Source organism: Methylobacterium sp. UNC300MFChir4.1 (assembly GCF_900110155.1).
In the GTDB taxonomy this organism is placed as follows: domain Bacteria; phylum Pseudomonadota; class Alphaproteobacteria; order Rhizobiales; family Beijerinckiaceae; genus Methylobacterium.
Map to the genome: position 1 here is coordinate 43,215 of NZ_FOCS01000002.1, position 24,062 is coordinate 67,276.

Consider the following 24,062-nt stretch of genomic DNA (forward strand, 5'->3'; position numbering starts at 1 on the left):
CCATGCCGGGTGGAAGTTCTCGGGGTGTTCCCCGAGAGGTCTAGGCCGCCCGGACTCGGGCTTCAACCCTGCGCCACCATCGCCAGCCAGTCGTCCTCCGAGACGACCCGGACGCCGTGCTTCTGCGCGTCCTTCAGTTTCGAGCCCGCACCGGGGCCGGCCACGACCAGGTCGGTCTTGGCCGAGACCGAGCCCGAGACCTTCGCGCCCAGGCGCTCGGCCACCGCCTTGGCCTCGTTGCGGGTCATCTTCTCCAGGGTGCCGGTGAAGACCACGGTCTTTCCCGCGAACGCTGAGGCCGCGGCGGCCCGCTCCATCGGCTGCACCGCGACCGCGTCGAGCAGGGCCGCGACGGCGTCGGCATTGTGCGGCTCGGAGAAGAACAGGAGCAGCGCGTCGGTCGCCACCGGGCCGATCTCGCCGTCGTCGGCGAAGACCCGGTAGGCATCGCCGGGACGCTGCGCCGCAGCTCGCGCGATCGCCGCGCGCACCGCGTCGACGTCGCCGTAATGGGCGAGGAGGTTCTCGCGCTGCACGGCGCTCAGGCGCGCCCGCTCCTTGGCCGGAGCCGCGTCGTCCTCCGGGAATCCGAGATCGAGGAGCCGGTCCCGGGTCGTGCCCCCGACGCGCGGCACTGCGGTGAGCTCGACCCAGTTGGGACCGGGCTGCGCCGCCGCGGCCTCGCGGATCGCCGCGATCAGCGTCGGCATGTCGGCGAAGCGCTTCGCCAGCGCCTTGGCGGTCGCCTCGCCGATCTGCGGGATGCCGAGGGCGAAGAGCAGGCGGTTCATCGGCACGGCGCGCCGCGCCTCGACGGCGGCGAGCAGGTTCCGGATCGCCTTGTCGTCCTCGTCGCCCTTCTTCTTGGCGGCCTTCTTCGGCGGCTCGCCCGTCCCAGAGTCCGCGCGCCGCTCGGCCGACAGCGCCTCGCGCCGCGCCACGATGGCGGCCTTCAGTTCCGCGAAGTCGAGGCGAAACAGGTCGGCGGGCTGGCGCACGAGCCCGGCCTCGAACAGGACCTCGATATAGGTCTCGCCGAAGCCCTCGAGGTCGAAACCGTTGCGCGACACGAAGTGCTTCATCCGCTCGACGCCCTGCGCCGGGCAGATCAGCCCGCCGGTGCAGCGGCGCACCGCGTCGGGCCGGCCGGTGCGGGGGTTGACGGCGCGGACGGCGCGGCTGCCGCAGGCCGGGCAGGTCTCCGGGAAGGCGTAGGGCCGCGAGTCGGCCGGGCGCTTCGTCAGGTCGACATCCATGACCTTCGGGATGACGTCGCCGGCCCGGACCACCGTGACCGTGTCGCCGACGCGGATGTCGCGGCCGTCGCGGATCGGCTCGCCGTCGGCGCCGACGCCCTTCACGTAGCCCTCGTTGTGCAGGGTGGCGTTCGACACGACGACGCCGCCGACCGTCACGGGACGGAGCTTGGCGAGCGGGTTCAGCGAGCCGGTGCGGCCGACATTGATGACGATGTCCTCGACGACCGTGGTGGCTTCCTGGGCGGCGAATTTGTGGGCGAGCGCCCAGCGGGGCGAGCGCGAGACGAATCCCAGCCGCTTCTGGAGCGCGAGGTCGTCGACCTTGTAGACGACGCCGTCGATGTCGTAGCCGAGCCCGGCCCGGTCGGCCTCGATGCCGCGGTAATGGGCGAGCATCGCCTCCGTGTCGGTGAAGGTCTGGGTCCGCGGGTTCACCGGCAGGCCCCAGGCCGCGAAGTGCTCCAGCACGCCGGTCTGCGTCTCGGCGATCGGCGCCGACAGCTCGCCCCAGGCATAGGCGAAGAATCGCAGCGGCCGGGACGCGGTGATCGCGGGATCGAGCTGGCGCAGGCTGCCGGCGGCGGCGTTGCGCGGGTTGGCGAAGAGCGGCTTGCCGGCCGCCTCCTGCCGGGCGTTGATGGCGGCGAAGTCGGCGTGGGACAGGTAGACCTCCCCGCGCACTTCGCAGATCTCCGGCCAGCCGGACCCCGCGAGCATTGCCGGGATGTCCTGCACCGTGCGGGCATTGGCCGTGACGTTCTCGCCCACCTCGCCGTCGCCGCGGGTGGCGGCGGTGTCGAGCCGGCCGTTCACGTAGCGCAGGGACAGGGACAGGCCGTCGATCTTCGGCTCTGCCGTGAAGGCGAGGGGGGCGTCGTCCGGCCAGCCGAGGAAGCGGCGCACGCGCGCGACGAACTCGGCCACCTCCGCGTCGTCGAAGGCGTTGCCCAGCGAGAGCATCGGCACGGCGTGCCGCACCTTGGCGAACTTCTCCGAGGGCTTGGCGCCGACCGACGTGCTGGCGGCGCCCGTGCCGGCGAGATCGGGGAATCGGGCCTCGATGTCCTCCAGGCGGCGGCGCAGCCGGTCGTACTCGGCGTCCGATATCTCGGGCGCGTCCTCCTGGTAGTAGAGGCGGTCGGCCTCCAGGAGCGCGTCCGACAGCCGCGCGTACTCGGCGCGCGCTTCCTCGGCGCTGAGGTCGAGATCGAGCGGTTCGGATTTCGTGGCGGCCATGCCGGGGTTCTAACGCATCGGCGGCCGGCGGGGAGCCGGCCGCGGCGCGCGATCCCCGATTCCCTCACCGGCGGGCACCGAGCAGATCGCCGCGCCCCGCCATCCGGAAGGCCGCGAAGAACGTCGCGGCGACGAGGGCGGCGATTGCTTGCAGCGGCAGGACCGGGGCCAGCCAGCCCGCGACCGCCGTCCCGGCGACCGAGCCGAGGTTCATGGCCGCCATGTAGACCTCGAACTGCGTGGCCGCGCCCGGGCGGCCCCGGCTCGCCGCGAGCAGGGCCGGCATCAGAGCGACGATCAGCAGGCCGGGCAGCACGCTGGTGAGCGCCAGGATCGCCGGCGCCGCGGCCCCGACGAGGCCGGCGCCGATCAGGATCCCGGCCAGCACGAAGGTGACGGCACTGCCCAGCAGCAGGGCGCGAAGCGGCGACGCCGCGCCCGCGCGGTCCGACCAGAGTCCCACCGCGACCGCACCGGCCGTGCCGCTCACCAGGGTCAGGAAAGCCTGGAGACGCGACAGGCTCGCGGCCTCCCAGCCCTGACGCTGGAGGAGGTCGATCGAGAAGGGCAGCTCGAACAGGCCGAGGGCCGCGTCGAGGCCGAAGCACAGGGCGAGCAGCCGCAGGGCGCGCGGGCGGCGCAGGGCGATCACGGTGCGGCGCAGGAAGCGGCGGAACGGGAGGCGCCGCGGCGCCGGTCCCCGGCGCTCGAGCGACCAGAGCGGATCGGCCGGCGCCTCGCGGACCAGCAGCATCGGCAGGCTCGCGACGATCGCGGCGACGAGCAGCCAGCGGGCGCTCGCGGCGAAACCCCAGTTCGCGAGCGTCCATCCGAACACGGCGGCGCTGAGGCTCGTTCCGGCCACGAAGCCCGCGCGGGTGCAGGCGCTGACCCGGCCGAGTTCCCGGGTGGGGACGTGGTCCATGATCATCCGGTCGCAGGCGGTATCGAGGAGCGAGGCGAACAGGCTGTGGACGAGGAAGACCGGACCGAGCGCGCCGACGGCGTCGCCCCCGGCGATGAGGAGCAGCGCCAGCGTCGCGTGGCATCCGACCAGCGCGGCGACCGCGAAGGGCCGGCGCCGTCCCATCCGCGTGTCCCCGGCCCGGTCCACCCAGGGCCCCCACAGCAGCGGCTGCAGCGTCCAGGGCAGGCCGGTCAGGGCGAAGTGCAGCCCGACCTCGGTTGCCGGGACGCCCCTGGCCGCGAGGTGGTTGGCGAGCGCCGTCAGCGAGAAACCCGCGACGAGGCCCTGGTAGAGGTAGGTGGCGAAGAACACCCCGTAGCGGACGGGCCGCACGCCGAGGCTCGGCCGACTCGCGAGGCCGACGCGGAGATCCGCGCTGGACCGCGTCACCGCGCGCGGCGCTTCTTGCAGGAGACGGGCCGCGATCCGATGCTGCTCATTCCTGCCCCATCGGATCGTCGCCCGTGCCGTTTCGCTCTCCCGACGCTAGCGCCCCAGCTCCCGCCTCGCGAGGTGTCGCGTGAGCGCGGTGCAGGTCTGGATCGTCGACCTCGTCCTGTCTCCGAGCCAGGTCGACCGGTGCGAAGCCGTCCTCGACGCCGCGGAGCGCGCGCGGGCTGACCGTTTCCTGCGCCCGGCGGATCGGGCGCGGTTCCGCGCCAGCCACGCCGCGCTGCGGCTGGTCCTCGGCGACGCGCTCGGTCTCGCGCCGGCCGACGTCGAGTTCGCCGCCGGAGCCGGCGGCAGGCCGGAGCTCGCGGGCCCGGCACGGGGCGCCGCCGACTTCAACCTCTCCCATTCCGGTGAACGCGCGCTGATCGGGCTCACCCGCGGCGCGGCGATCGGCGTCGATGTCGAGGCCGTGCGGCCGATCGCGGACGCGCTCCGGATCGCGGCGGCCCATTTCGCCGCCGACGAGGTGACGGCCCTGGCCGGGGCCCCGCGAAGCTCGGTCGAACGGCGCTTCTTCGGACTGTGGACCCGCAAGGAGGCGGTGGTGAAGGCTTTGGGCAGCGGCCTGTCGCTGCCCCTCGACCGGTTCAGCGTCAGCGTTCCGCCCGAAGCGCCGCGCCTTCTCCGGGCCGTCGGCGACGCGTCCTGGAACCTGGACGGTCCGTGGAGCCTGGCCGAGGTCGATTGCGGGCGCGATCACGTCGCCACGGTGGCGACCCGATCCGCGGAGGCGGAGATCACCTGCCACCGTCTCCCGGACGACTGGCCCGATCATCTGGGCTGAAAAGGCGCAACAGCGCGCTTGCGGTGCGGGAAAGGCGCGGCTATACACCCGCTCGCCGGCCCTGGCGGACACGCGGGACGGCCTTCGGAGTGTAGCGCAGTCTGGTAGCGCACCACGTTCGGGACGTGGGGGTCGCAGGTTCAAATCCTGCCACTCCGACCAAAATTCCCGCGATCTCAAGTTCAGCGAGACGAACGGTCACCCTTCGCAAGGGACCTCGCGGACGGATGACGTGTGGCCTCGCTGGTCGGCATCAGCATATTCCCAGACTCTCGCGAATGCGGCCGCCTCGACCGGACCGAAGACGTCGCGCCATCCCGGCTCCGCATCAGGCCGGTCCCTGGCTCGCGCCCCGCTGATCACTGCGCGTGGAGGATCCTGAGGCCGCCCCGTCTGGCCCGTCCGAGCCGCGATCCTGGGACGGAGTCTCCCCGGACCCCGCCGTGCCGGGGCTCTCGCCCTGCGGGATCAGGGGCGCCATGGGCACGCTCTCCACGAGCAGCGCGATCATCTCGGACCGTGAGCTCAGGAGAATGGCCGGCGGCTCGCCGGTGATCTGCCGCCATCGCCTGACGAAATCGCCCGCCGGCAACTCGGCGAGGGCGTCCTGTTCGGTCGCGGGGTGGTCCGTTCTGAGGGCTGCGGACTGATCCATGCGCCTCAACGGCTCGGACCACGATTCGGCCTCAGCGTCCGGCCGGGATGGTGAAGCGAGCGTTAGTCCGATCGCGGAAGACGATGCCCAAAACGGCGGACCGGCGGGCGAGGCCCGGGGCGCTCGATGCGTAGAGGAGCATCGCGCCTGTCCCTGACGAAAGCGTGCGCGCCGGTCAGTTCATCGGCGGGACAGAGGAAGGCGCGTCGAGGAATGGACCCGGCGCGCGGCCGTGCGGGATGTCGTCGTTCTCATGGGCCCTCATCGCACGACGCGGGGTCCGTGCGCGGTCAGGCGGCGAGTTTGAAAGCGGTTCCGCGGGCCGTACGGGGCGCGACCGTCGACTTGTCCCGGGGCAGCAGCAGGTCGATCTGCGAGCAGTGCAGCGCCAGGACGTTCTGCTCCTCCGCCATGGCGCGCGCCGCGCCGCTGAACCGGCCATTGGTCATCACGCACGCCGTGGTCGACCCGGCGCGCTCCGCCGCCGCCGCGACGTCCGAGATCGGGAGACACGCGACGTCTCGGTCCGCCCAATGCAGGCAAACGACGACGCGCGTTCGGGCCCGGAGGAGCACGAAGTGGTCCTGATCCTGGTAATCCAGGCGCCAGCCGGCCGCCTTCAGGCACCGCAGCATCAGCGCCTCGTAATGCGCCTGCGAGGCGCTCACGCGGTCGACGAAGGTCCAGGACGCGACCTCGGCCGGCAGGATCGACGCGAATTCCGCGCTGACCAGACGCCTGAAGCCGCGGAACCGGACGACGGCGCGGAGCGGGCGCGAGAGATGGGCGCGGTGCAGCCTGACGAGTTCCCGGTCCCAGAGCGCCTCGAACGCGGCCGCTCCGCGCGCGTGTTGCTCCATCCACCGGTTCTCGATGATCAGGCGCTCGATCTGCGGTCGGATCGCGCGGCGACACCGCTCGGTGACCCGCTCCTGCAGATGCAACCAAGAGAGCAGAAGCAGGATGGCTATCACCCACAGGGCGAGGCTCGTCGCGAACATGGCGGCGGGACTTTGCGAAATAAGGCCGATGTCGCCATTTATCCGCCGCAGGGATTAAGCGGACATTGCCGGTCACATGCGTACTGAACCGATCAGCGCAAGTCTTTGGAGATGGTGAATTCTAAATTTATGTCCGCCCCGCAGCCGCTCAGGTCCGCATAGCCACGAACATGCTCCGGCCCTGCTGGTGGTAGTAGCCGCTCTCCATCGAGCCACGGATGTCGCGTCCCAGCATGTCGTACTGCTCGTAGACCATGTCGAAGCCGCACTCCTTCAGAAGCTGAATCAGGGCCGGCTTGGTGGGCCAGAAAGAGCGCTTGTTGCTCCACGAGGTCCATTTGTGCGCCTCGAGCTGGCTCGTGTCGTCGAGATCGTGCTCGTGCATCCAGCGACCCGGCAGACCTTCGTTCTCGGCGGGCGGCGAGAGCTGAAACAGGGCCTCGTTCGTGTCGGTCGCAAAATGCGTGTGCAGGATGATCACGTCGCGCACGCATTCGGCCATGAGGCGGATGAAGGCGGCCGGCCTGTCGAGATGGTAGAGCAGTCCGCAGCAGAAGGCGGCATCGAAGGGGCCGTGGGCCTCTAGGTTCCACACGTCGTCGTTGACGAAGGCGAGGTCGGGGACGCCGGCCCCATCCTTGACCCGCAGGCAGTTCTCGAAGTTGGATCGGCGCACCTCGACACCGGTGGCGCGCATCCCGGCGCGGGCGAATTCGAGCGTGTAGCCGCCCTCGAGGCAGCCCAGATCGACGATCGACCGGCCGGCCAGCCTGTGCCCGTAGAACAGCCGGAGCGAGCGCAGGGCCGCCTGGGTCCAGGGGCTGTCGGCGATCAGCCAGCCCGCCTCGGGCAAGGTCTCGGACCCGTCCGCGAGGCGGATGTTGTGTGCCGTGAACGTCATGCCGACTCCCCACGCCGCCCACTCGTGCCGGGCAACGCCTTCGTCCGTCTATACGGGCGGCGGCCGATCGGTTCACGCGCTTTGTCGTTTCGCCCGTATCGAACGGTCGACCGGCGGGATGGGTCAGGTCGGCGCGACCGCCGCCTCCACGGTGCGGCCGGGCACGCGATGCCCGCGACGTGGCCCGTCGAACGGCGTATGTAGCCGCCCGATGGATCCGTCCTCTCACCATCGAGCCGGCCGGCGACCCGCTGGATGGGTCGGCTTCGCGCGCAGCTTCCTCGTCTGCGCCACCCTCATGGGCTTGGCGCTGATCGGCTTCGTGGCCGCGGTCGATCCCTACGGACTGCGGGCCGCGCCCGGGCATCCGCCGGGACCGATCATGGATGCCAATCAGCGGCTCTCCTATCCGCAGATCGCCCGCGGGGGGCCGTTCGACGCGGCGGTCTTCGGCACCTCGACGGCGCGACTGCTCGACCCGCAGGCTCTCGACGCGGCCTTCGGTGTCCGGTTCGCCAATCTGGCGGTGAATGCCGCGACGCCCGACGAGCAGGGTCGGCTCGCCGCGCTGTTCCTAGGCCGCCGGCCGATCCGCGCGGTCCTGTTCGGCCTCGATGCCCCGTGGTGCGCCGCCGATCCGCCGGCCCGGACCGCCCATGCCTTTCCCGACTGGCTCTACGCGGACCGCGTGCCCGGCGATGTCCTCCGTCAGGTCAGCCTGCGCTCGGTCACGACGGCCGTCCGGGCCGGACTCGCCGATCTCGGGCTGACGCGGGCGCGGATTCGCGGAGACGGCTACGCGGTCTTCACGCCGCCCGAGGCGCGCTACGACCTCGCACGCGCCCAGGCCCATATCCGCGCAGGCCGCGTGGACTCGGCAGCGGCGGACGCCCCCGAGCTGCCGATGCCGGTCCTCGACCGCCTGGACGATCTCCTCGGTCGCGTGCCCGCTGAGGCCCTGAAGATCGTGGCCTTCATGCCGGTGCATGCGGGGGCGCAGGGTTCACCGGGAACGGCGGCGGGCCGTCGCGAGGAAGCCTGCAAGGCGCGCGCCGCGGCGATCGGGAAGAGCCGGGGCGCGGTCGTGGTGGATTTTCGCCGGATCTCGCCGCTGACGACCCGGGACGCGAATTATTGGGACGCGTTGCATTACCGCCTGCCCGTGGCGGCGCGCGTCGTCTCGGATCTCGCGCGCGCCGTCGCCACCGGCCGCGACGATCCGGATGGAATCTACCGGGTGCTCGCGCACCCGTGACGCCCGGTCAGGCGGCGGCGCGCTCGGCGCTCTCCCAGCCGGCGCGGGTCTCGGCGCAGTACTCCGCGTAGCGGCCGTCCCGGATCGCCGCGCGCGCGCCGGCCATCAGGTCCTGGTAGTAGGCGAGGTTGTTCCAGGTCAGCAGCATCATCCCGAGGATCTCGTTCGAGCGCACGAGGTGATGCAGGTAGGCACGGGAATAGTCCCGCGCGGCCGGACAGGTCGAGGTCTCGTCGAGCGGCGCGGTGTCCTCGGCGTGGCGGGCGTTGCGCAGGTTGACCCGTCCGTGGCGCGTGTAGGCGAGGCCGTGCCGGCCGGCGCGGGTCGGCATCACGCAGTCGAACATGTCGATGCCGCGGGCGACCGCGCCGAGGATGTCGTCCGGCGTGCCGACGCCCATCAGGTAGCGGGGCTTGCCGGCGGGCAGGTGCGGCTCGACCGTCTCGATCATGGCGAACATGACCGCCTGCGGCTCGCCGACGGCGAGGCCGCCCACCGCGTAGCCCTTGAGATCGAGATCCGTCAGCGCGCGGGCACTCTCGACGCGCAGGGCCGGCACGTCGCCGCCCTGGACGATGCCGAACAGGGCCCGTCCCGGCTGCTCGCCGAACGCGACGCGGCAGCGCTCGGCCCAGCGCAGCGACAGGTGCATGGCCTTCTCGATGGCCCCGTGGTCCGCCGGCAGGCGGACGCACTCGTCGAGCTGCATCTGGATGTCGGAGCCGAGCAGACCCTGGATCTCGATGGAGCGCTCCGGGCTCATGTGATGCGCGGTGCCGTCGATGTGCGAGCGGAAGGTCACGCCCTGCTCGTCGATCTTCCGCAGGGCGGAGAGCGACATCACCTGGAAGCCGCCGGAATCGGTCAGGATCGGCCGGTCCCAGTTCATGAAGCGGTGAAGGCCGCCGAGCCGGGCCATGCGCTCGGGGCCGGGCCGCAGCATCAGGTGGTAGGTGTTGCCCAGGACCACGTCTGCGCCGAGATCGCGGACCTGGCCGGGGTACATGGCCTTGACGGTCGCGGCCGTGCCCACCGGCATGAAGGCCGGGGTCCGGATCTCGCCGCGCGGCGTCCCGATCACGCCGGTGCGGGCGGTGCCGTCCCGGGCCAGCAGGTCGAAGCGGAAGTGTGCGCTGTCGGTCATGGGGTGTCCGCGCCCGGGCCCGGGAAGAGCAGGCTGGCGTCGCCGTAGGAGTAGAACCGGTACCCGGCGGCTATCGCGTGCGCGTAGGCCGCGCGCATCGTCGCGAGACCTGAGAACGCCGAGACCAGCATGAACAGCGTCGAGCGCGGCAGGTGGAAATTGGTCACGAGGGCGTCGACCGCGCGGAACCGGTAGCCCGGCGTGATGAAGATCTCGGTGGGTCCCGAGAAGGGCGCGAGCGTGCCGTCCGGTCGGGCCGCGCTCTCCAGCAGCCGCAGCGCCGTGGTCCCGACCGCGACGATCCGGCCGCCCGCGGCCCGCGCGGCGTTCAGGGCCTCGGCCGTGGCGGCGTCGAGGATGCCGATCTCCGCGTGCATGCGGTGGGCCTCGGTATCTTCGGCCTTGACCGGCAGGAAGGTCCCGGCGCCGACATGCAGTGTGACGTGGTGGCGCCGCAGACCGGCGGCGTCGAGATCGGCCAGCAGCGCGTCGGAGAAGTGCAGGCCGGCCGTGGGAGCCGCGACCGCCCCCGGATTGCGGGCGTAGACCGTCTGGTAATCGGTGGCGTCGCGGTCATCCGTGGCGCGCTTCCCCGCGATGTAGGGGGGCAGCGGCAGGGCACCCTCCGCGGCGATGGCCGCGTCGAGGTCTGGTCCGGCCCGGTCGAAGGCGAGGACGATCTCCCCGGCCTCGGCCTTCTCGAGAACGGTCGCCGCCAGATCGCCGAAGCGCAGCGCGTTGCCCGCCGCGAGCCGCTTGGCCGGACGCGCGAAGGCGCGCCAGCGGTCGGGGGCTTCCCGCAGGTGGAGCATCACCTCGGTGCGCTGGCCGGGGGCGCCGGGCCGTGTGCGCACGCCGTTCAGCCGGGCCGGGATCACCCGCGTGTCGTTGAAGACCAGGGCGTCGCCGGCCCGGAGGGCGTTGGGCAGGTCGCGCACGGTCCGGTCGGCCAGCGGCGCGCCGGGGCGGACCACGAGCATCCGCCCGGCGTCGCGCGGCTCGGCCGGACGCAGGGCGATGCTGGTCTCCGGCAGATCGAAATCGAAGAGGTCCACGCGCATCGCCGGCTGCCTGCACCGAACGGCACGCGGTTTCAACCGCGGAACCGCCGGGGAGCGCGTCCGTTTCAAGCGTCACCGAGACGCGAGGCTCCCGATCCATGCCCTGGTACGCCGTTCGCCCCCGTGACGCCGCCGATCCCCGCTGGCCGCTCCCCGGCACGTCCGAGATCGTGATGAAGGCCGAGGATCCCGACACCGCCCGCGCGAAGTTCGAATCGGCCTACCCGAGCCAGCCCTTCGGCAGCCCCGGAATCCCGGTGCCGAATACCGGCGCCGGCAGCTTCCGCGGCGATCCGGACGCCCTGGTCGTGGCCGAGACGGGCGAGCCGCCGGCGCCGCGGGGGAGCGACGCGTGACGCCCCGCGGTCGCCCCCGGCGGGTCACCCTCGACGGGCAGCTCCTCGGGTACTGGGAGCGCGAGGCCGCCCGGCTGGAGACCCTCGCCGCCGGAGCGCGCTTCGCCTGGCAGCGCCGTCGCTACCTGCGCAAGGCGGAGGCCGCGCGCGCCAAGGCGGAGCCGAGCCGGCGGCGCGAGGCCGCCCGCGACAACGGCGGCGCGTCGGAGACTTAGCCGCGGCTAACACGTTTTCGGCGGCGTCGAACCTTTGCCGTGGCCTTGGCCGCGGCCGGTGCCGTATGGGCGCGGCGTCACCCCAACGGCGCGAACCATGGACCGCACCCAGAAAGCCGCCCTCTTCAGCGCGGGCATCGGCCTCGCCGTCACGGCGATGAAGTTCTACGCGGCGTGGCTCACCGGCAGCCTCGCCCTGTACTCCGACGCGCTGGAGAGCATCATCAACGTGGTCGCCGCAATCGGCGCCTTCGTGGCCCTGCGGGTCGCCGCGCGCCCGGCGGACGAGGACCATCCCTACGGTCACCACAAGGCCGAGTTCTTCTCGGCCGTGATCGAGGGCGCGCTGATCGTGGTGGCGGCGCTGCTGATCCTGCGCGAATCCTATTTCGGGCTGCTCGCCCCGAAGGCCCTCGACGCGCCCGCAGTCGGCCTCGCGATCAACTTCGCGGCCGGGATCGTCAACGCGGTCTGGGCGGCGGCACTGATGCGCTGGGGAAGGCGGTGGCGGTCGCCGGCCCTGATCGCCGACGCGCGCCACGTCTTCGCCGACGTGGTCACGTCCTGCGGCGTCCTGGCCGGCGTCGGCGCCGTGGTGGTGACGGGCTATCCGGTCCTCGACCCCGTGGTGGCCGGGCTGGTCGCCATGAACATCCTGTGGTCCGGCTTCCGCATGGTCCGGGAGTCGGTGGACGGCCTCATGGACAGGGCCGCCCCGGCCGAGATGGTGAGCCAGATCCGGTCGCTCATCTCCCAGCACGGCGAGGGCGCGCTGGAGGCGCACGACGTGCGCACGCGCTCCGCCGGTCAGGCGACCTTCATCGACTTCCACCTCGTCGTCCCCGGCGCGATGACCGTCGAGGATTCGCACGCGATCTGCGACCGGCTGGAATCCGCCCTGGAGACGACGATCCCCGGGGCGGTGGTGACCATCCACGTCGAGCCGGGCGAGGAGGCCAAGGCGCGGGGATTGCCTGTGCTGTAGGCCGCCGATCAGCTCCAGGCGTGGAGCGGCGGGTTCACGCCGTTGAGGGCGTGGTTGCCGACGATCGCGTATTTCCAGCGGACGGGATCGTGCAGCGTGTGCGTACGCGCGTTCCGCCAGTGACGGTCGAGATTCTCGGCGGCCAGAGTCGAGCGGGTCCCCGACAGCTCGAACAGCTTGTTCGACGCCGCCAGGGCGACCTCGGTGGTCAGCACCTTCGCCTCGGCGACCGCGATCTGGGCCGCCGCGACCGTCTCGGCGTCCGGCCGCGCGACCGCCGCGTCGAGGGCGAGACCGGCCCGGTCGAGCAGCGCCTCGGCGGCGTGCTGCCGGATGGTCAGGTCGCCGACCGCCTGGATCGTGTAGGGATCGTCGGCCGCCCGCTCCAGCCCGCTGTCGATCCAGGGCCGGGCCTTCTCGCGGACGTAGCCGATGGTGTCGTCGAGGGCCTCGCGGCCGATCCCGGCATCGACCGCGGCCTGGATGATCTGGAACACGGCGCCGTCGGCGGTCGGCGCCGCGTAGCCCTTCCAGGCCGGCACCAGATGGGTCTTGGGCACGCGCACGTCGTCGATCAGCACGGTCCCGCTCGCCGTGCCGCGCTGGCCGAAGCTCGACCAGTCGTCGATCACCGTGAGTCCGGGCGCGTCCCGCTCGGCGATGGCGTACCAGGCGCGTCCCTCGGCATCGAGGGCGACGATCGGGACCAAGTGCGCGAGGAGGGCGCCGGTGGCGTAGAACTTCCGGCCCCGCACCACGACGTGGTCGCCGTGATCGGTGAGGCGCGTGTCGAAATCGGCCGCCCGCTTGGTGCCGCGCTCCGAGAAGGCGTTGCCGAACCGCGTTCCGCGCAGGACCTCGCCGAACAGTAGGTGCTTCTGCGCCTCGTCCGACACCGTCCGGATCGCCGCCAGGATGCCGAGATGGTTCTGGGCGATCTGCGCGATGGCGGGATCGGCGGCCGCCACGATGGCGATGACCTGCGCGAGGGTCCGGTAGGAGACCTCGGGGCCGCCATAGGCGCGCGGCACGTTGATCGACCAGAGGCCGCTCTGCGAGAAGGCGTCGAGCTCCTTGAGCGGCCGCACGGCGTGGCGGTCCCGCTCCGACGCGCCGGCCCGGAACTCGGCCGCGAGCCCGTGGGCCACGGCCAGCGCCTCGGCGTCGTCACGGATCACGTGGGCGGGTGAGGGCGGCCGCGCGGGGCCGGGAGCGCCCGGGCGGTGCTCCGGCTCGAGCGTGCGCGCATCGACGACGATGTTCATGGCTCACTCCGATCAGTCGGGATACGGTTCGGCGGGCGGCGCTCAGGCGGCCTCGGCGCGCCGGTCGCGGGCGGCCTCGAGGGCGCGGACCCGCGGGATCACGTGCGCGCCGAAATACGAGACGTCCTCCTGGAAATGCAGGAAGGCCAGCAGGGCGAGGTCCGCTCCCGCATCCTTCAGCGCCAGGATCCGCTCGGCGATCTGGTCGGGCGTGCCGATCAGGTCGGTCTTGAAGCCGTCGTTGTACTGAACGAGATCCTCGAAGCTCGATTTGGCCCAGTTGCCTTCCCCTTCCGGCGAGGCCTTGCCGGCATTCTTGACCTCGTGACCGAAGGCCTTCACGGCGTCCGGGTCGGCGTTGTCGATGATCTCCTGAAGGACGGCGCGGGCCTCCTCCTCGGTGTCGCGGGCGATGACGAAGGCGTTGACGCCGATCCGGGGATGATTGCCGGTCTCGGCCGACTTGGCGCGGATATCGTCCACCTGGGCGCGGATCGTCTCCGGCGTGCCGCCATTCGTGAAGTACCAGTCCGACACGCGGGTCGCCATGTCGCGCGCGGCGCGCGACGAGCCGCCCTGAAAGATCTCGGGCAGCGGCTGGGCCGGCTTCGGCTTCAGCGTGTAGTCGCTGTAGCGGTAGAAGTCGCCGCGGAAGGTGAAGTTGTCCTGCGTCCAGATCCCGCGCAGGCTCCGTATGAACTCCTCCGACCGGCGGTACCGCTCGTCGTGGTCGAGCCAGGGCTCGCCGATCGCCCGGAACTCGCCCGAGAACCAGCCCGAAACGATGTTCACCGCGATGCGGCCTTCGGTGAGTTGCGAGATCGTGGCGATCTGCTTGGCGGCGAGGGTCGGATGCCAGGGACCGGGCAGGAGCGCGGCGATCACCTTGAGCTTGGTGGTCGCGGCCAGCAGGGCGTGGCTGAAGGCGACCGATTCGTGCTGGTACTCGGCGCCGTAGCCCGCGGTGAACCGGATCTGCGTCAGCCCGTAATCGAACCCTGCCTCCTCGGCGATCTGCGCCAGCTTCCGATTGTACTCGGCATCCCAGCTCGTTCGCTGGGCGATCTTACTGATGACAAGCCCCCCGGAGACGTTGGGCACCCAGTAGGCGAAGCGGATCGGCTCGCGCGCCGCCGCGTCGGCGATATGGCTGGTCATCCGGCGTTACCTCTGTTGCACGGCGGTCGGGCGCCGTGTCGTCTTCGGATGATCGCCGCGAACTGAATACACTATGCAGAACGCGACCGATCGCTCAAGAACACCGAAAGTATTCCGGGGCGATGGCCGTCGGTCAAAGGAACGGGTTGCCGTTTTTAAGCCGATCTCGGCGAGACTCTTCTTCGCCGAGATCCTGCGCGCGCGGCTTTGTCCTAGGCGGCGCGGGCCGCGGGCGAATCGTGCAGGCGGCGCCACGCGAAGACCGAGAACACGCCGATCAGGCAGGCGGCGAGGCCGAACCACGTGAATGCGTATTGCAGGTGGTTGTTCGGCAGGTCCACCCGGAGCTGGCCGCCGCGCGGCCACGTCGTCTGCCCGGGAACGGCGTCGGCCTCGATCAGGTAGGGCTCGACCGTTCCGAGGCCGCGCGCCGCCGCGATGCCGGCGATGTCCCGGTTGAACCACTCCCCGCGGGCGGGATCCGGCTCCGGCACGAACATCCCCCGGGCCTCGCTCGCGCGGAGGATGCCGGTGACCGTCGTCGACCCGTCGATCAGGCCGTCCCGGCGATCGCCCTGCGCCTTCAGCTCCGTGGGAACGAAACCCCGGTTGATGATCACCATGCTCCCGTCGTCCCGGCGGAACGGCGTGAGCACGTAGTAGCCTTGCAGGGCGCGGCCCGGCGTCTCGCCGGGCGCCAGCCCGTGCACGAGGGTTTCCCGGTCGTTGAGGAACTGACCGCTGATCCGGACATGCCGGAACTCGTCGCGCGCCGCATCCCAGACATCCGCGGCCGGAGGCGCCACCGGCTCCGCGCGGCTCTGGCGCACGATCCGGGCGATGAGATCCTCCTTCCAGGCCCTGCGCTCGAGCTGCCACGTCCCGAGACCGAGCAGGATGGCCAGGGCGATCAGCGAGGCGAGTCCCGGCGCGACGAGGTCGCGCCAGCCGGCCCGGTGCGGTTCACTCGCGGTCACGGCTCGAAGCGCCCTTGCTCGGCCCGGTTGCTGAACTGCAGGGCGATGAGCAGGCCTTTGAGCGGCCGCACCAGGATCAGGCTGAGCCCGACCGAGAGCGTCAGGGCCACCAGGGCGTGGACCCAGATCGGCGGCTCGTAGGTGATCTCCAGCCAGAGGGCGAGACCGACCACGATCAGGCCGACGATCGACATGACGAAGAAGGCCGGCCCGTCCGCGGAGTCGAAATGCGCGTAGTCGAGCCCGCACGCCTCGCACGTGGGGCGCAGGCTCAGGAACCCTTTGAACAGGTGACCCTCACCGCAGCGCGGGCACCGGCCGCGCAGGCCGGTCGGGATCGGCGGAGGCGGCGAGTAGGTTCGGTTGTTCACGGGCACACTCCAGACCTGTTCCGTGCGGGACCCCATCGACCCGGGCGCGGGCCGCTCTCGTCGATACGGGGTTCGCGCGGCGTCGGAAACGCAGAAGGGCGGCCTGAGCCGCCCTTCGCAGATCCGCCATGCGGCGGCGGGATGGTTCCGCTCAGTGAGCGCCGCCGCCGTGGAAGACCCCCGAACCCCACACGTAGATGGCGGCGAACAGGAACAGCCACACGACATCGACGAAGTGCCAGTACCAAGCGGCGAACTCGAAGCCGAGGTGCTGACGCGGGGTGAACTGGCCCGCGTAGACGCGGAACAGGCACACCGCCAGGAAGATCGTGCCGATGATGACGTGGGCGCCGTGGAAGCCCGTCGCCATGAAGAAGGTCGACGAGTAGATGCTGCCCGAGAAGCCGAACTCGGCGTGGCTGTATTCGTAGGCCTGGCAGGCGGTGAACAGCACGCCGAGGATGATCGTCAGCCACAGGCCGTACTTCAGGCCCTTGCGGTCGCCCTCGATCAGTGCGTGGTGCGCCCAGGTGACGGTGGTGCCCGAGGTCAGCAGGATCAGCGTGTTCAGGAGCGGCAGGTGCCAGGGATCGAACGCCTCGATACCCTTCGGCGGCCAGACACCGCCGGTGAACTCCACGCGCGAGACCTGGATCGGGTCGGCGGTGTAGAGGGCGGCCTCGAAGTAGGCCCAGAACCACGCGACGAAGAACATCACCTCGGAGGCGATGAACATCATCATGCCGTAGCGGTGGTGAAGCTGGACGACGCGGGTATGGTCGCCGGAATTGGCCTCGTGAGCGACGTCCTTCCACCACGAGAACATGGTGTAGAGGACGCCGATCGTGCCGGCCCCGAAGATGTAGGGACCGGGAGCCAGGGTGCCGATCGTGAGGCTCTTCATCCAGAACACGGCGCCGAACGCCATGAGAAAGCCCGAGAAGGCCCCGATCAACGGCCACGGGCTCGGATTCAGGATGTGGTAGTCGTGATTCTTGGCGTGCGCCTCGGCCATCGTCCCGTCGCTCCTCACCCTCGCGCCCTGCACCGTTCCCGGCCTAACGCTGTTCGTTGCTTGCCCTAGGCCGGGCGCGGCACGCACCACACCCAAGCTTGCTCGCAGCTTTAGTCGCTGCGGCCCCGTGTTGTCACGGGTCCGCGATCAGAAATCGCCCTTCGTTCCCGAGGAAGACGATTTCGCCACCGCCGCCTTCACGGGCTGACCGTTCTTGGAGGCGAAGTACGTGTAGGACAGCGTCATCTCCGAGAGATGCGCGGTGTTCGAGTCGTCCCGAACGGCCGGATCGACGTAGAACACCACCGGCACGTCCAGCGTCTCGCCCGGCTGGAGCGTCTGCTCATTGAAGCAGAAGCACGCGATCTTGACGAAGTAACCACCCATCAACCCGGGCTGGACGTTGAAGGTCGCCACACCCGCCGAGGGCGTGCTGCCGGTGTTCTGCACGCGGAAGAAGACCGTCTTGGTCTCACCGAGCTTCGCCTCGACGCTGCTCACTTCCGGGATGAATTTCCAGGGCAGCCCCGGCGCGACGTTGGTGTCGAAATGGACGACCATGCTGTCGTCGGTCCGCGCCGCGGAGGCCGAGAGCGCCGGTCCCTGCCGGGGCGTGCCGTCGTAGCCGGTCGCCTTGCAGAAGGCGTCGTAGAGCGGCACCGACGCGAAGGCGAGGCCGATCATGCCCACGGCGAGACCCGCGCAGGCGAGGGCGGTGCGCGTGGCGGCTCGGCTCGATCCTGATGGAGGAACGGTCATCGCAGGCGCCTCAGAGCGGCCGGGTCAGGATCTGAGGGCCGAGCTTGACGATCGTCAGCACGAAGAACAGCAGGACCCAGGCTCCGAGGGCGAGCGCGATCGCGATCGAGCGCTTGCGGCGGCGCGCCTCCTGCTCGGGCGTGAGCGGCCGGTACTGGATCTCGGGATCCGCCATGGCGCTCAACCCAGGACCGGACGGAACAGGCCGAAGCTCTGCTCGGCCAGGAGCGCCGAGAACAGCGCGAACAGGTAGAGGATCGAGAAGCCGAACATGCCCATGGCGGCGCGCCGCTCGGCATCCCCCTCGCGGTTCCGCAGTACCCGGATGCTGAACGCCACCATGCCGAGGCCGCCCACGAGGCCGACCACCGCGTAGACGAGGCCGCCGAAGCCCAGGGCCACCGGCACGAGGCCGAGGGGTGCGAGGAGCAGCGAGTACCACACGATCTGGCGGCGGGTGGAGGCGGGGCCGGCGACGTTCGGCATCATCGGGATGCCGGCACGGGCGTACTCGTCGGCCTTGATCAGGGCCAGCGCCCAGAAGTGCGGCGGGGTCCAGATGAAGATGATGGCGAACAGGATCAGCGACTCGACGCCGACCGAGCCGGTCACCACCGCCTGCCCGATGACTGGCGGCAGGGCTCCGGCGGCGCCGCCGATGACGATGTTCTGCGCGGTCGCCCGCTTCAGCCACATCGAGTAGACCACCGCGTAGAACACGATGGTGAAGGCGAGGAGCGCGGCGGCCAGGAGATTGGCGGCGAGCCCGAGCACCACCACGGAGGCGACCGAGAGGAACAGTCCGAAGCCCAGTGCCTCCTGGGAGGTGATCCGGCCCGACGGGATCGGCCGGGTTGCGGTCCGACTCATGACCGCGTCGATGTCGGCGTCCCACCACATGTTGAGGCAGCCGGACGCACCGGCGCCGACCGCGATGGCAAGGAGCGAGATCGCGCCGATGGCCGGCTGCACGTGGCCCTGCGAGACCACCATTCCGACCAGCGCGGTGAAGATCACGAGGACCATCACCCGCGGCTTCAGCAGGGCGAAGTAGTCCGGAACGTCGCCGCCGGCGGTCGTGAGGGCCGGGGCCGGAACGTCCGGTCCGATCGTGTTCGTCAGGCTCGTCATCGCGTCTGCCGCTGCTGTGTCGGCGCCCGGCCGCGCGCGTCACGGCCGAGTCGTGTCTCGAAATCGACGTGTTCCAAGGATCGGCGTGAGCGGGGCCCGGGACTTCTCCCTCGGCCCGTGCGGGTCGCCCTCATCGCTCGCCCTTGCCGGGAGGTCGGCCGACCGGCCTCCGGGGAAGGGCGAGGGCCGCGGACGCGGCCCTCGCGGGATGTCTATCAGTGCGCGCCCGGCTCGTCGACGATGCGGGGCAGCGTCTCGAACTGGTGGAACGGGGGCGGGGAGGAGAGCGTCCACTCGAGGGTGGTGGCGCCTTCGCCCCACGGGTTGTCCGCGGCCCGCTCCTTCGAGCGGAAGGCGAGGATCACGCCGATCACGAACACGAACATGCCGAGCGCGAAGATGTGGCCGCCGTAGGTCGACACCTTGTGCCACTGGGCGAACGCGTCCGGGTAGTCGGCGTAGCGGCGCGGCATGCCGGCGAGGCCCAGGAAGTGCATCGGGAAGAACAGGACGTTCGCGCCGATGAAGGCCAGCCAGAAGTGCAGCTTGCCGGCCCATTCGGGGATGATGTGACCGGTCATCTTCGGGAACCAGTAGTAGACACCGGCGAAGATGATGAACACGGCCCCGAGGGACAGCACGTAGTGGAAGTGCGCGACCACGTAGTAGGTGTCGTGCAGGTACTTATCGACCGCCGAGTTGGCCAGCACGACGCCGGTGACGCCGCCGACCGTGAACAGGAAGATGAAGCCCACCGCCCAGTGCATGGCGGCGGTGAAGCGGATGGAGCCGCCCCACATGGTGGCGATCCACGAGAAGATCTTCACGCCGGTCGGAACCGCGATCACCATCGTGGCGAACACGAAGTAGGACTGCGTCTGCAGCGACAGGCCGACCGTGTACATGTGGTGCGCCCACACGACGAAGCCGACGACGCCGATCGCCACCATGGCGTAGGCCATCGCGAGGTAGCCGAAGACCGGCTTGCGCGAGAAGGTGGCGATGATGTGCGACACGATGCCGAAGGCCGGCAGGATCATGATGTACACTTCGGGGTGACCGAAGAACCAGAACAGGTGCTGGTACAGGATCGGGTCACCGCCGCCGGCCGGGTCGAAGAAGGTCGTACCGAAGTTGCGGTCGGTCAGCAGCATCGTGATCGCGCCCGCGAGCACCGGCAGCGAGAGCAGCAGCAGGAACGCGGTGACCAGCTCGGCCCAGGCGAAGAGCGGCATCTTGTGCAGCGTCATGCCCGGGGCGCGCATGTTCAGGATCGTGGTGATGAAGTTGATCGCGCCGAGGATGGAGCCCGCGCCCGACAGGTGGAGCGCGAAGATCGCGAAGTCGACGGCCGGGCCGGGATGGCCGGCGGTGGAGAGCGGCGGGTAGACGGTCCAGCCGGTGCCGGCGCCGGACGCGCCCGGCGCGCCCTCGACGAACAGCGAGCAGAGCAGGGAGCAGAAGCCCGCCACCGTCAGCCAGAACGAGATGTTGTTCATGCGCGGGAACGCCATGTCGGGCGCGCCGATCATGAGGGGCACGAACCAGTTGCCGAAGCCGCCGATCAGCGCCGGCATCACCATGAAGAACACCATGATGAGACCGTGACCGGTGACGAACACGTTGTAGGTCGCCGGGTTGGAGAAATACTGCAGGCCGGGCGCCTCCATCTCCATCCGGATGCCGAAGGAGAGGAACGCGCCGATGATTCCGGCGCAGAAGGCGAACAGCAGGTAGAGGGTGCCGATGTCCTTGTGGTTCGTCGACAGGAACCAGCGGGCGAAGAACGACGGCTTGTGGTCGTGGACCTCATGGGCCCCGGCATGGGCTGCGGCTGTAGCCATGGATTCGAATGCCTTGTGGATCTGATGGGGTCTGTTCGATCAGCCGGGGCTCAGCGGGCCTCGGCGAAGCTCGTGCCGTTGTCGATGCGGGCGTACTTGGTCTTCGCCTCCTTCAGCCAGTCGGCGTAGGCCTGCTCGCTGACCACGCGGACCACGATGGGCATGTAGGCGTGGCGCTGGCCGCACAGCTCGGAGCACTGGCCGTGGAAGGTGCCCTCCTTGTCGGCCTTGAACCACATCTGGTTCAGGCGGCCGGGGACGGCGTCGATCTTGAAGCCGAAGGCCGGCATCGCCCAGGAATGCAGCACGTCGGCGGCGGTGACCTGGATCTTCACGATCTTGTTGACCGGAACGACCATCTCGTTGTCGGTCTGGAGCAGGCGCGGCTGCTTGTCCTCGTCGATGTTGGCATCGAACGTGAAGCCGCCGCCGGCCTCGGTCTGCGGATACTCGTAGGACCAGTACCAGGCGTGGCCGACGACCTTGACGATCATGTCGGCCTTCGGATCCGAAAGCTGCGTGCGCAGCAGGCGGAAGGACGGGATCGCCACGGCGACCAGGATCAGCACCGGCACGATCGTCCAGGCGACCTCGATGGCGGTGTTGTGCGTGGTGCGCGACGGCGTCGGGTTCCGCTTCTCGCCGAAGCGGTAGACGCACCACAGGATGAGCCCGAGGACGAACACCGAGATGGCGAGGGACAGCCAGTGCAGGCCGATCTCGAAGTTCAGGATGTCGCGCGCGTTCTCGGTGACCGGGATCTGCCGGTCCATCTCCCACGGCACGGGCTGGCCGAAGCCCGCGGCCTGCGCGCCGGATATCGGGAAGAGCAGGGCGCCGAGAGCGGCGAGGCTCCAGAGTGACCGGTTGATCGTCCGCACCGTCCGCATCTGCCTCTCGTGGCTCCCCTGAAACTGTCTGGCTGCCGCCGGACCTCCCCGTCTTGAACGCGTGCGGGATTGTACCGACGTGACGGAGTACCGGTTGTGTCACCCGGCATTATCCGACCGGCGCTTCAGACCACAAGGGCCGGCCACGTGCAACCGCACAAGCGTCGCATCGCGCGCTTTCCCGCCAGTTGACGGCGCCTCGTGGCGTCGGCGCACTAGGGCCCGGCGAAATCGTTCCCCGTCGCGTCGCGCCGGGGATGAAGCGTCGCGACGCGTTCGTGCCACGCCTGCGGAGTTCGAGATGTCCACCCAAACCGGCAGCCCCACCTCCGGTCCTCTGCCCTGCGCGGTGCCGGTACCGATGCAGGTGATGACCTATACGGGCTCGGCGCCGAGGCCGGACACGCGGGCGCTGGCCGTCGAGGCGCCGGTCAACCTCGTCTACGGCAGCGTGCCGCACGCCGTGATGATGGCGACGCCCGCCGACCTCGAGGATTTCGCCTACGGCTTCAGCCTGACGGAGGGCATCGTCGACAGCGCGGAGGAGATCCGCGCGACCCGGGTGGAGACGGCGTCGGACGGTCTGCGCCTCCACGTCGAGCTCGCGCCGGGCCGGCTCCGCGAGCATCTGGCGCGCAAGCGCGCCATCAGCGGCCGCACCGGCTGCGGGGTCTGCGGCATCGAGGACCTGGCGCAGCTGCCGCGGGCCGGGGAGCGGGCGGATTCCGAGGTCCGGGTCGGGCTGCTGGCCATCGCCCGCGCCCTGTCGAATCTCGACAGCGCCCAGCGCCTCGGCGCGGAGACGCGCGCGGTCCACGCCGCGGCCTGGGCGCGCCTCGACGGCGGCCTCGCGGCGGTGCGCGAGGATGTCGGCCGGCACAACGCTCTCGACAAGCTGATCGGCACCCTGATGCGCACCGGGACGCCCGTGGACTCGGGCTTCCTGGTCATCACCAGCCGCTGCTCGTTCGAGATGGTCGAGAAGGCCGCGCGGCTCGGCGCGGCCGTGATCGTCGCCATCTCGGCGCCGACGTCCCTGGCCCTCGACCGGGCCCGGTCCTACGGCATCACGCTCTGCGCCATCGCGCGGGCCGACACCGTGACGGTGTTCACGGGAGCCGAGCGGCTGACGGACGGCGTGTGACGCGCCGGTCCCGTCCGCCGAATTTACTCGGCCTGGCCCGGGACGATGGTCGCGCCGCCGATCACCCGAACCGGCTTCTTGTCCGTGGGCGGATCCTTCCAATCCTTCGCGGCCGGCTTGGCCGTCTCGGCCACGGCGGCGTCGGCCGGCTTCGACGGCGCGGCGGGGCGCGCAGCGGGAACCGGGACCGGGGCCTTCTCGATCGCTGCCGCCTTGGTCTCGGGCGCGGGACCGGCGTTCGGATCCGCCTTGGCCGTATCGGCCGGCGGGAGCTTGGGGGCCGGCGCCTCGGGAGACGTGCGGGGGGTCGGTTTGAGCTCCGGCGTCCGGGCGAGCGCCCCGCGCGCGACCCGCTTTGGCGGAGCGATGGGCTGAGCGGTCCGGCCGACGCTGTCGGGATTCACACCTTCGGGATTGGCCTCGGGCCGCAGGGCCTCGGTGCCCGGCCGGCGCTGGGGCCGCGCCACCGGACCGTCCTCGGACGGGACCGGACGCATCGCGCGGCGGGGCACGACCTCGTCCTCGGTCCAGCCGAAGCCCGGTGCGGGTCGCTCCAGCCGAGCGACGGTCTCGGGCGCACCGATCGGCCGGCGGCCCACGATCCCGCCCGTCATGGGATCGACGAACAGCCGGACGGGCGCGCCGGCGGGACCGACGGCGTCGACCACGTAGACCCGCCCGTCGAAGCGCGGGCGGCTCAGGCCGCTGAACCCGCGATCTGCGAGGCGCCAAGCGATGACGCGAGGCGGAAGGACCTCTTCCTCGAAGGCGAATTGCGCGCGCGCCCCGCCGGATGCGCCCAAGAGAGCGAGCGCCGACAGGCACGCGGCGCGAAGCGTCCGGCTCATCGGGCGTGGGAAGCGCGCAGCGGCTCTGCTCGTCATCGTCACTCTTGTGCGTTCTGGGTTTGGAGACCCGGCAGAGTGTCCGGTTCGTGTCCGGTTCCGGCATGGTCCGGGCCGGTAGACCCGGACCTCGACCATGCCGGCGAGGTCGTTGCCCCGCATGCCGCTTGTGCTCGGCACGACCCGTAGATCCCGCGATTCGGGCGAGATTGCGGAGGCGCGGAGCGGGTCCCGGCCCGTCATCCAGAGCGGCGACACCGTCGCGGCCTGCAGTCTCTTGCTGAAAACATTTCAATCTGGCAGTTTCGCGACTTAGGACAGCACAACTGTCCCATCGGCCGTGCATCCCGGCCGTCGCCGTCTCGCGCGCGGGCGAGAAGTTTCGGCAGAC

At 70.6% G+C, this 24,062-nt stretch carries 24 protein-coding genes and 1 tRNA gene; 7 read left to right on the top strand and 18 right to left on the bottom strand.

Annotated elements, in window-relative coordinates; all coding sequences use genetic code 11:
- Window positions 1–62 precede the first annotated feature (62 nt).
- Together ligA and BMY19_RS03620 are read right to left on the bottom strand one after the other, a co-directional pair.
- The gene (gene ligA, locus BMY19_RS03615; RefSeq protein ID WP_100250877.1) at window positions 63–2,495 is read right to left on the bottom strand and encodes an NAD-dependent DNA ligase LigA; all 2,433 of its coding nucleotides are present in this window, start codon (window positions 2,493–2,495) and stop codon (window positions 63–65) included.
- Between the two features lie 64 nt (window positions 2,496–2,559).
- Window positions 2,560–3,852 carry an MFS transporter gene (locus BMY19_RS03620; RefSeq protein WP_100250878.1) on the bottom strand — a complete coding sequence of 431 codons (1,293 nt, stop codon included), beginning with the start codon at window positions 3,850–3,852 and terminating at the stop codon, window positions 2,560–2,562.
- A gap of 130 nt (window positions 3,853–3,982) precedes the next feature.
- On the opposite strand from BMY19_RS03620, the gene BMY19_RS03625 reads away from it, so the two are divergent.
- Window positions 3,983–4,699: a 4'-phosphopantetheinyl transferase family protein gene (locus BMY19_RS03625; protein ID WP_100250879.1), complete on the top strand. Its 717-nt coding sequence runs from the start codon at window positions 3,983–3,985 to the stop codon at window positions 4,697–4,699.
- A gap of 85 nt (window positions 4,700–4,784) precedes the next feature.
- Window positions 4,785–4,861, top strand: a tRNA-Pro gene (locus tag BMY19_RS03630).
- 166 nt (window positions 4,862–5,027) lie between these two features.
- On the opposite strand, the gene BMY19_RS03635 is transcribed toward BMY19_RS03630, so the two are convergent.
- The 3 genes from BMY19_RS03635 to BMY19_RS03645 all read right to left on the bottom strand — a co-directional run bounded on the left by BMY19_RS03635 (window position 5,028) and on the right by BMY19_RS03645 (window position 7,256).
- Entirely contained in the window at window positions 5,028–5,354 is a 327-nt protein-coding gene (locus BMY19_RS03635; protein WP_100250880.1) for a hypothetical protein, read from the bottom strand.
- Between the two features lie 290 nt (window positions 5,355–5,644).
- Window positions 5,645–6,355: a restriction endonuclease gene (locus tag BMY19_RS03640; RefSeq protein ID WP_100250881.1), complete on the bottom strand. Its 711-nt coding sequence runs from the start codon at window positions 6,353–6,355 to the stop codon at window positions 5,645–5,647.
- A 148-nt stretch (window positions 6,356–6,503) separates the two neighbouring features.
- A complete protein-coding gene (locus tag BMY19_RS03645) occupies window positions 6,504–7,256 on the bottom strand; it encodes a class I SAM-dependent methyltransferase (RefSeq protein WP_100250882.1) in 753 nt (250 codons plus the stop codon).
- 211 nt (window positions 7,257–7,467) lie between these two features.
- On the opposite strand from BMY19_RS03645, the gene BMY19_RS03650 reads away from it, so the two are divergent.
- Complete coding sequence (locus tag BMY19_RS03650; RefSeq protein ID WP_100250883.1) at window positions 7,468–8,511, top strand: hypothetical protein; 1,044 nt, start codon at window positions 7,468–7,470, stop codon at window positions 8,509–8,511.
- Between the two features lie 7 nt (window positions 8,512–8,518).
- On the opposite strand, the gene tgt is transcribed toward BMY19_RS03650, so the two are convergent.
- Both tgt and queA read right to left on the bottom strand, forming a co-directional pair.
- Window positions 8,519–9,655, bottom strand: coding sequence for a tRNA guanosine(34) transglycosylase Tgt (tgt, locus tag BMY19_RS03655; protein ID WP_100250884.1), 1,137 nt, complete (start codon window positions 9,653–9,655; stop codon window positions 8,519–8,521).
- The gene (gene queA / locus BMY19_RS03660) at window positions 9,652–10,716 is read right to left on the bottom strand and encodes a tRNA preQ1(34) S-adenosylmethionine ribosyltransferase-isomerase QueA (RefSeq protein ID WP_100250885.1); all 1,065 of its coding nucleotides are present in this window, start codon (window positions 10,714–10,716) and stop codon (window positions 9,652–9,654) included. The genes tgt and queA overlap by 4 nt, the downstream gene beginning before the upstream one ends.
- Before the next feature lie 98 nt (window positions 10,717–10,814).
- Between queA and BMY19_RS03665 the strand changes: the two genes are divergently transcribed.
- From BMY19_RS03665 to BMY19_RS03675, 3 genes are all read left to right on the top strand, one after another.
- Window positions 10,815–11,072, top strand: coding sequence for a hypothetical protein (locus tag BMY19_RS03665; RefSeq protein ID WP_100250886.1), 258 nt, complete (start codon window positions 10,815–10,817; stop codon window positions 11,070–11,072).
- Window positions 11,069–11,287, top strand: a complete 219-nt coding sequence (locus tag BMY19_RS03670; RefSeq protein WP_091924294.1) for a hypothetical protein — start codon at window positions 11,069–11,071, stop codon at window positions 11,285–11,287. The genes BMY19_RS03665 and BMY19_RS03670 overlap by 4 nt, the downstream gene beginning before the upstream one ends.
- A 97-nt stretch (window positions 11,288–11,384) precedes the next feature.
- The gene (locus tag BMY19_RS03675; RefSeq protein ID WP_020091402.1) at window positions 11,385–12,272 is read left to right on the top strand and encodes a cation diffusion facilitator family transporter; all 888 of its coding nucleotides are present in this window, start codon (window positions 11,385–11,387) and stop codon (window positions 12,270–12,272) included.
- Between the two features lie 8 nt (window positions 12,273–12,280).
- Here the strand turns inward: BMY19_RS03675 and BMY19_RS03680 are convergent, their stop codons facing one another.
- From BMY19_RS03680 to coxB, 10 genes are all read right to left on the bottom strand, one after another.
- Window positions 12,281–13,537 carry an SfnB family sulfur acquisition oxidoreductase gene (locus tag BMY19_RS03680; protein ID WP_100250887.1) on the bottom strand — a complete coding sequence of 419 codons (1,257 nt, stop codon included), beginning with the start codon at window positions 13,535–13,537 and terminating at the stop codon, window positions 12,281–12,283.
- A gap of 42 nt (window positions 13,538–13,579) precedes the next feature.
- The gene (gene sfnG, locus BMY19_RS03685) at window positions 13,580–14,695 is read right to left on the bottom strand and encodes a dimethylsulfone monooxygenase SfnG (protein WP_100250888.1); all 1,116 of its coding nucleotides are present in this window, start codon (window positions 14,693–14,695) and stop codon (window positions 13,580–13,582) included.
- Window positions 14,696–14,907: 212 nt separating this feature from the next.
- Window positions 14,908–15,672: an SURF1 family protein gene (locus BMY19_RS03690; protein WP_100250889.1), complete on the bottom strand. Its 765-nt coding sequence runs from the start codon at window positions 15,670–15,672 to the stop codon at window positions 14,908–14,910.
- Complete coding sequence (locus BMY19_RS03695; RefSeq protein ID WP_170862899.1) at window positions 15,669–16,079, bottom strand: DUF983 domain-containing protein; 411 nt, start codon at window positions 16,077–16,079, stop codon at window positions 15,669–15,671. Before BMY19_RS03695 ends, BMY19_RS03690 begins: the two co-directional genes overlap by 4 nt.
- A 115-nt stretch (window positions 16,080–16,194) precedes the next feature.
- A complete protein-coding gene (locus BMY19_RS03700; RefSeq protein WP_020091407.1) occupies window positions 16,195–17,058 on the bottom strand; it encodes a cytochrome c oxidase subunit 3 in 864 nt (287 codons plus the stop codon).
- A gap of 147 nt (window positions 17,059–17,205) precedes the next feature.
- Entirely contained in the window at window positions 17,206–17,817 is a 612-nt protein-coding gene (locus BMY19_RS03705) for a cytochrome c oxidase assembly protein (RefSeq protein WP_100250890.1), read from the bottom strand.
- A 10-nt stretch (window positions 17,818–17,827) separates the two neighbouring features.
- Window positions 17,828–17,992, bottom strand: coding sequence for a hypothetical protein (locus tag BMY19_RS30760; protein ID WP_020091409.1), 165 nt, complete (start codon window positions 17,990–17,992; stop codon window positions 17,828–17,830).
- 5 nt (window positions 17,993–17,997) lie between these two features.
- Entirely contained in the window at window positions 17,998–18,948 is a 951-nt protein-coding gene (locus tag BMY19_RS03710; protein WP_020091410.1) for a heme o synthase, read from the bottom strand.
- Window positions 18,949–19,163: 215 nt separating this feature from the next.
- A complete protein-coding gene (ctaD, locus tag BMY19_RS03715) occupies window positions 19,164–20,792 on the bottom strand; it encodes a cytochrome c oxidase subunit I (protein WP_020091411.1) in 1,629 nt (542 codons plus the stop codon).
- 50 nt (window positions 20,793–20,842) lie between these two features.
- Entirely contained in the window at window positions 20,843–21,682 is an 840-nt protein-coding gene (gene coxB, locus BMY19_RS03720; protein WP_056522032.1) for a cytochrome c oxidase subunit II, read from the bottom strand.
- Between the two features lie 370 nt (window positions 21,683–22,052).
- Between coxB and fdhD the strand changes: the two genes are divergently transcribed.
- Complete coding sequence (gene fdhD / locus BMY19_RS03725; RefSeq protein ID WP_244534842.1) at window positions 22,053–22,826, top strand: formate dehydrogenase accessory sulfurtransferase FdhD; 774 nt, start codon at window positions 22,053–22,055, stop codon at window positions 22,824–22,826.
- 23 nt (window positions 22,827–22,849) lie between these two features.
- On the opposite strand, the gene BMY19_RS03730 is transcribed toward fdhD, so the two are convergent.
- Window positions 22,850–23,710, bottom strand: a complete 861-nt coding sequence (locus BMY19_RS03730; protein ID WP_244534825.1) for a hypothetical protein — start codon at window positions 23,708–23,710, stop codon at window positions 22,850–22,852.
- Window positions 23,711–24,062 lie beyond the last annotated feature (352 nt).

Coding starts and splice junctions, on each gene's coding strand:
- ctaD (WP_020091411.1), bottom strand. CDS start 20,792: ATGGCTACAGCCGCAGCCCATGCCGGGGCCCATGAGGTCCACGACCAC.
- BMY19_RS03650 (WP_100250883.1), top strand. CDS start 7,468: ATGGATCCGTCCTCTCACCATCGAGCCGGCCGGCGACCCGCTGGATGG.
- fdhD (WP_244534842.1), top strand. CDS start 22,053: ATGACCTATACGGGCTCGGCGCCGAGGCCGGACACGCGGGCGCTGGCC.
- BMY19_RS03635 (WP_100250880.1), bottom strand. CDS start 5,354: ATGGATCAGTCCGCAGCCCTCAGAACGGACCACCCCGCGACCGAACAG.
- BMY19_RS03680 (WP_100250887.1), bottom strand. CDS start 13,537: ATGAACATCGTCGTCGATGCGCGCACGCTCGAGCCGGAGCACCGCCCG.
- BMY19_RS03700 (WP_020091407.1), bottom strand. CDS start 17,058: ATGGCCGAGGCGCACGCCAAGAATCACGACTACCACATCCTGAATCCG.
- tgt (WP_100250884.1), bottom strand. CDS start 9,655: ATGACCGACAGCGCACACTTCCGCTTCGACCTGCTGGCCCGGGACGGC.
- BMY19_RS03710 (WP_020091410.1), bottom strand. CDS start 18,948: ATGACGAGCCTGACGAACACGATCGGACCGGACGTTCCGGCCCCGGCC.
- BMY19_RS03640 (WP_100250881.1), bottom strand. CDS start 6,355: ATGTTCGCGACGAGCCTCGCCCTGTGGGTGATAGCCATCCTGCTTCTG.
- BMY19_RS03665 (WP_100250886.1), top strand. CDS start 10,815: ATGCCCTGGTACGCCGTTCGCCCCCGTGACGCCGCCGATCCCCGCTGG.
- BMY19_RS03705 (WP_100250890.1), bottom strand. CDS start 17,817: ATGACCGTTCCTCCATCAGGATCGAGCCGAGCCGCCACGCGCACCGCC.
- BMY19_RS03695 (WP_170862899.1), bottom strand. CDS start 16,079: ATGGGGTCCCGCACGGAACAGGTCTGGAGTGTGCCCGTGAACAACCGA.
- coxB (WP_056522032.1), bottom strand. CDS start 21,682: ATGCGGACGGTGCGGACGATCAACCGGTCACTCTGGAGCCTCGCCGCT.
- BMY19_RS30760 (WP_020091409.1), bottom strand. CDS start 17,992: ATGGCGGATCCCGAGATCCAGTACCGGCCGCTCACGCCCGAGCAGGAG.
- queA (WP_100250885.1), bottom strand. CDS start 10,716: ATGCGCGTGGACCTCTTCGATTTCGATCTGCCGGAGACCAGCATCGCC.
- BMY19_RS03645 (WP_100250882.1), bottom strand. CDS start 7,256: ATGACGTTCACGGCACACAACATCCGCCTCGCGGACGGGTCCGAGACC.
- ligA (WP_100250877.1), bottom strand. CDS start 2,495: ATGGCCGCCACGAAATCCGAACCGCTCGATCTCGACCTCAGCGCCGAG.
- sfnG (WP_100250888.1), bottom strand. CDS start 14,695: ATGACCAGCCATATCGCCGACGCGGCGGCGCGCGAGCCGATCCGCTTC.
- BMY19_RS03675 (WP_020091402.1), top strand. CDS start 11,385: ATGGACCGCACCCAGAAAGCCGCCCTCTTCAGCGCGGGCATCGGCCTC.
- BMY19_RS03730 (WP_244534825.1), bottom strand. CDS start 23,710: ATGACGAGCAGAGCCGCTGCGCGCTTCCCACGCCCGATGAGCCGGACG.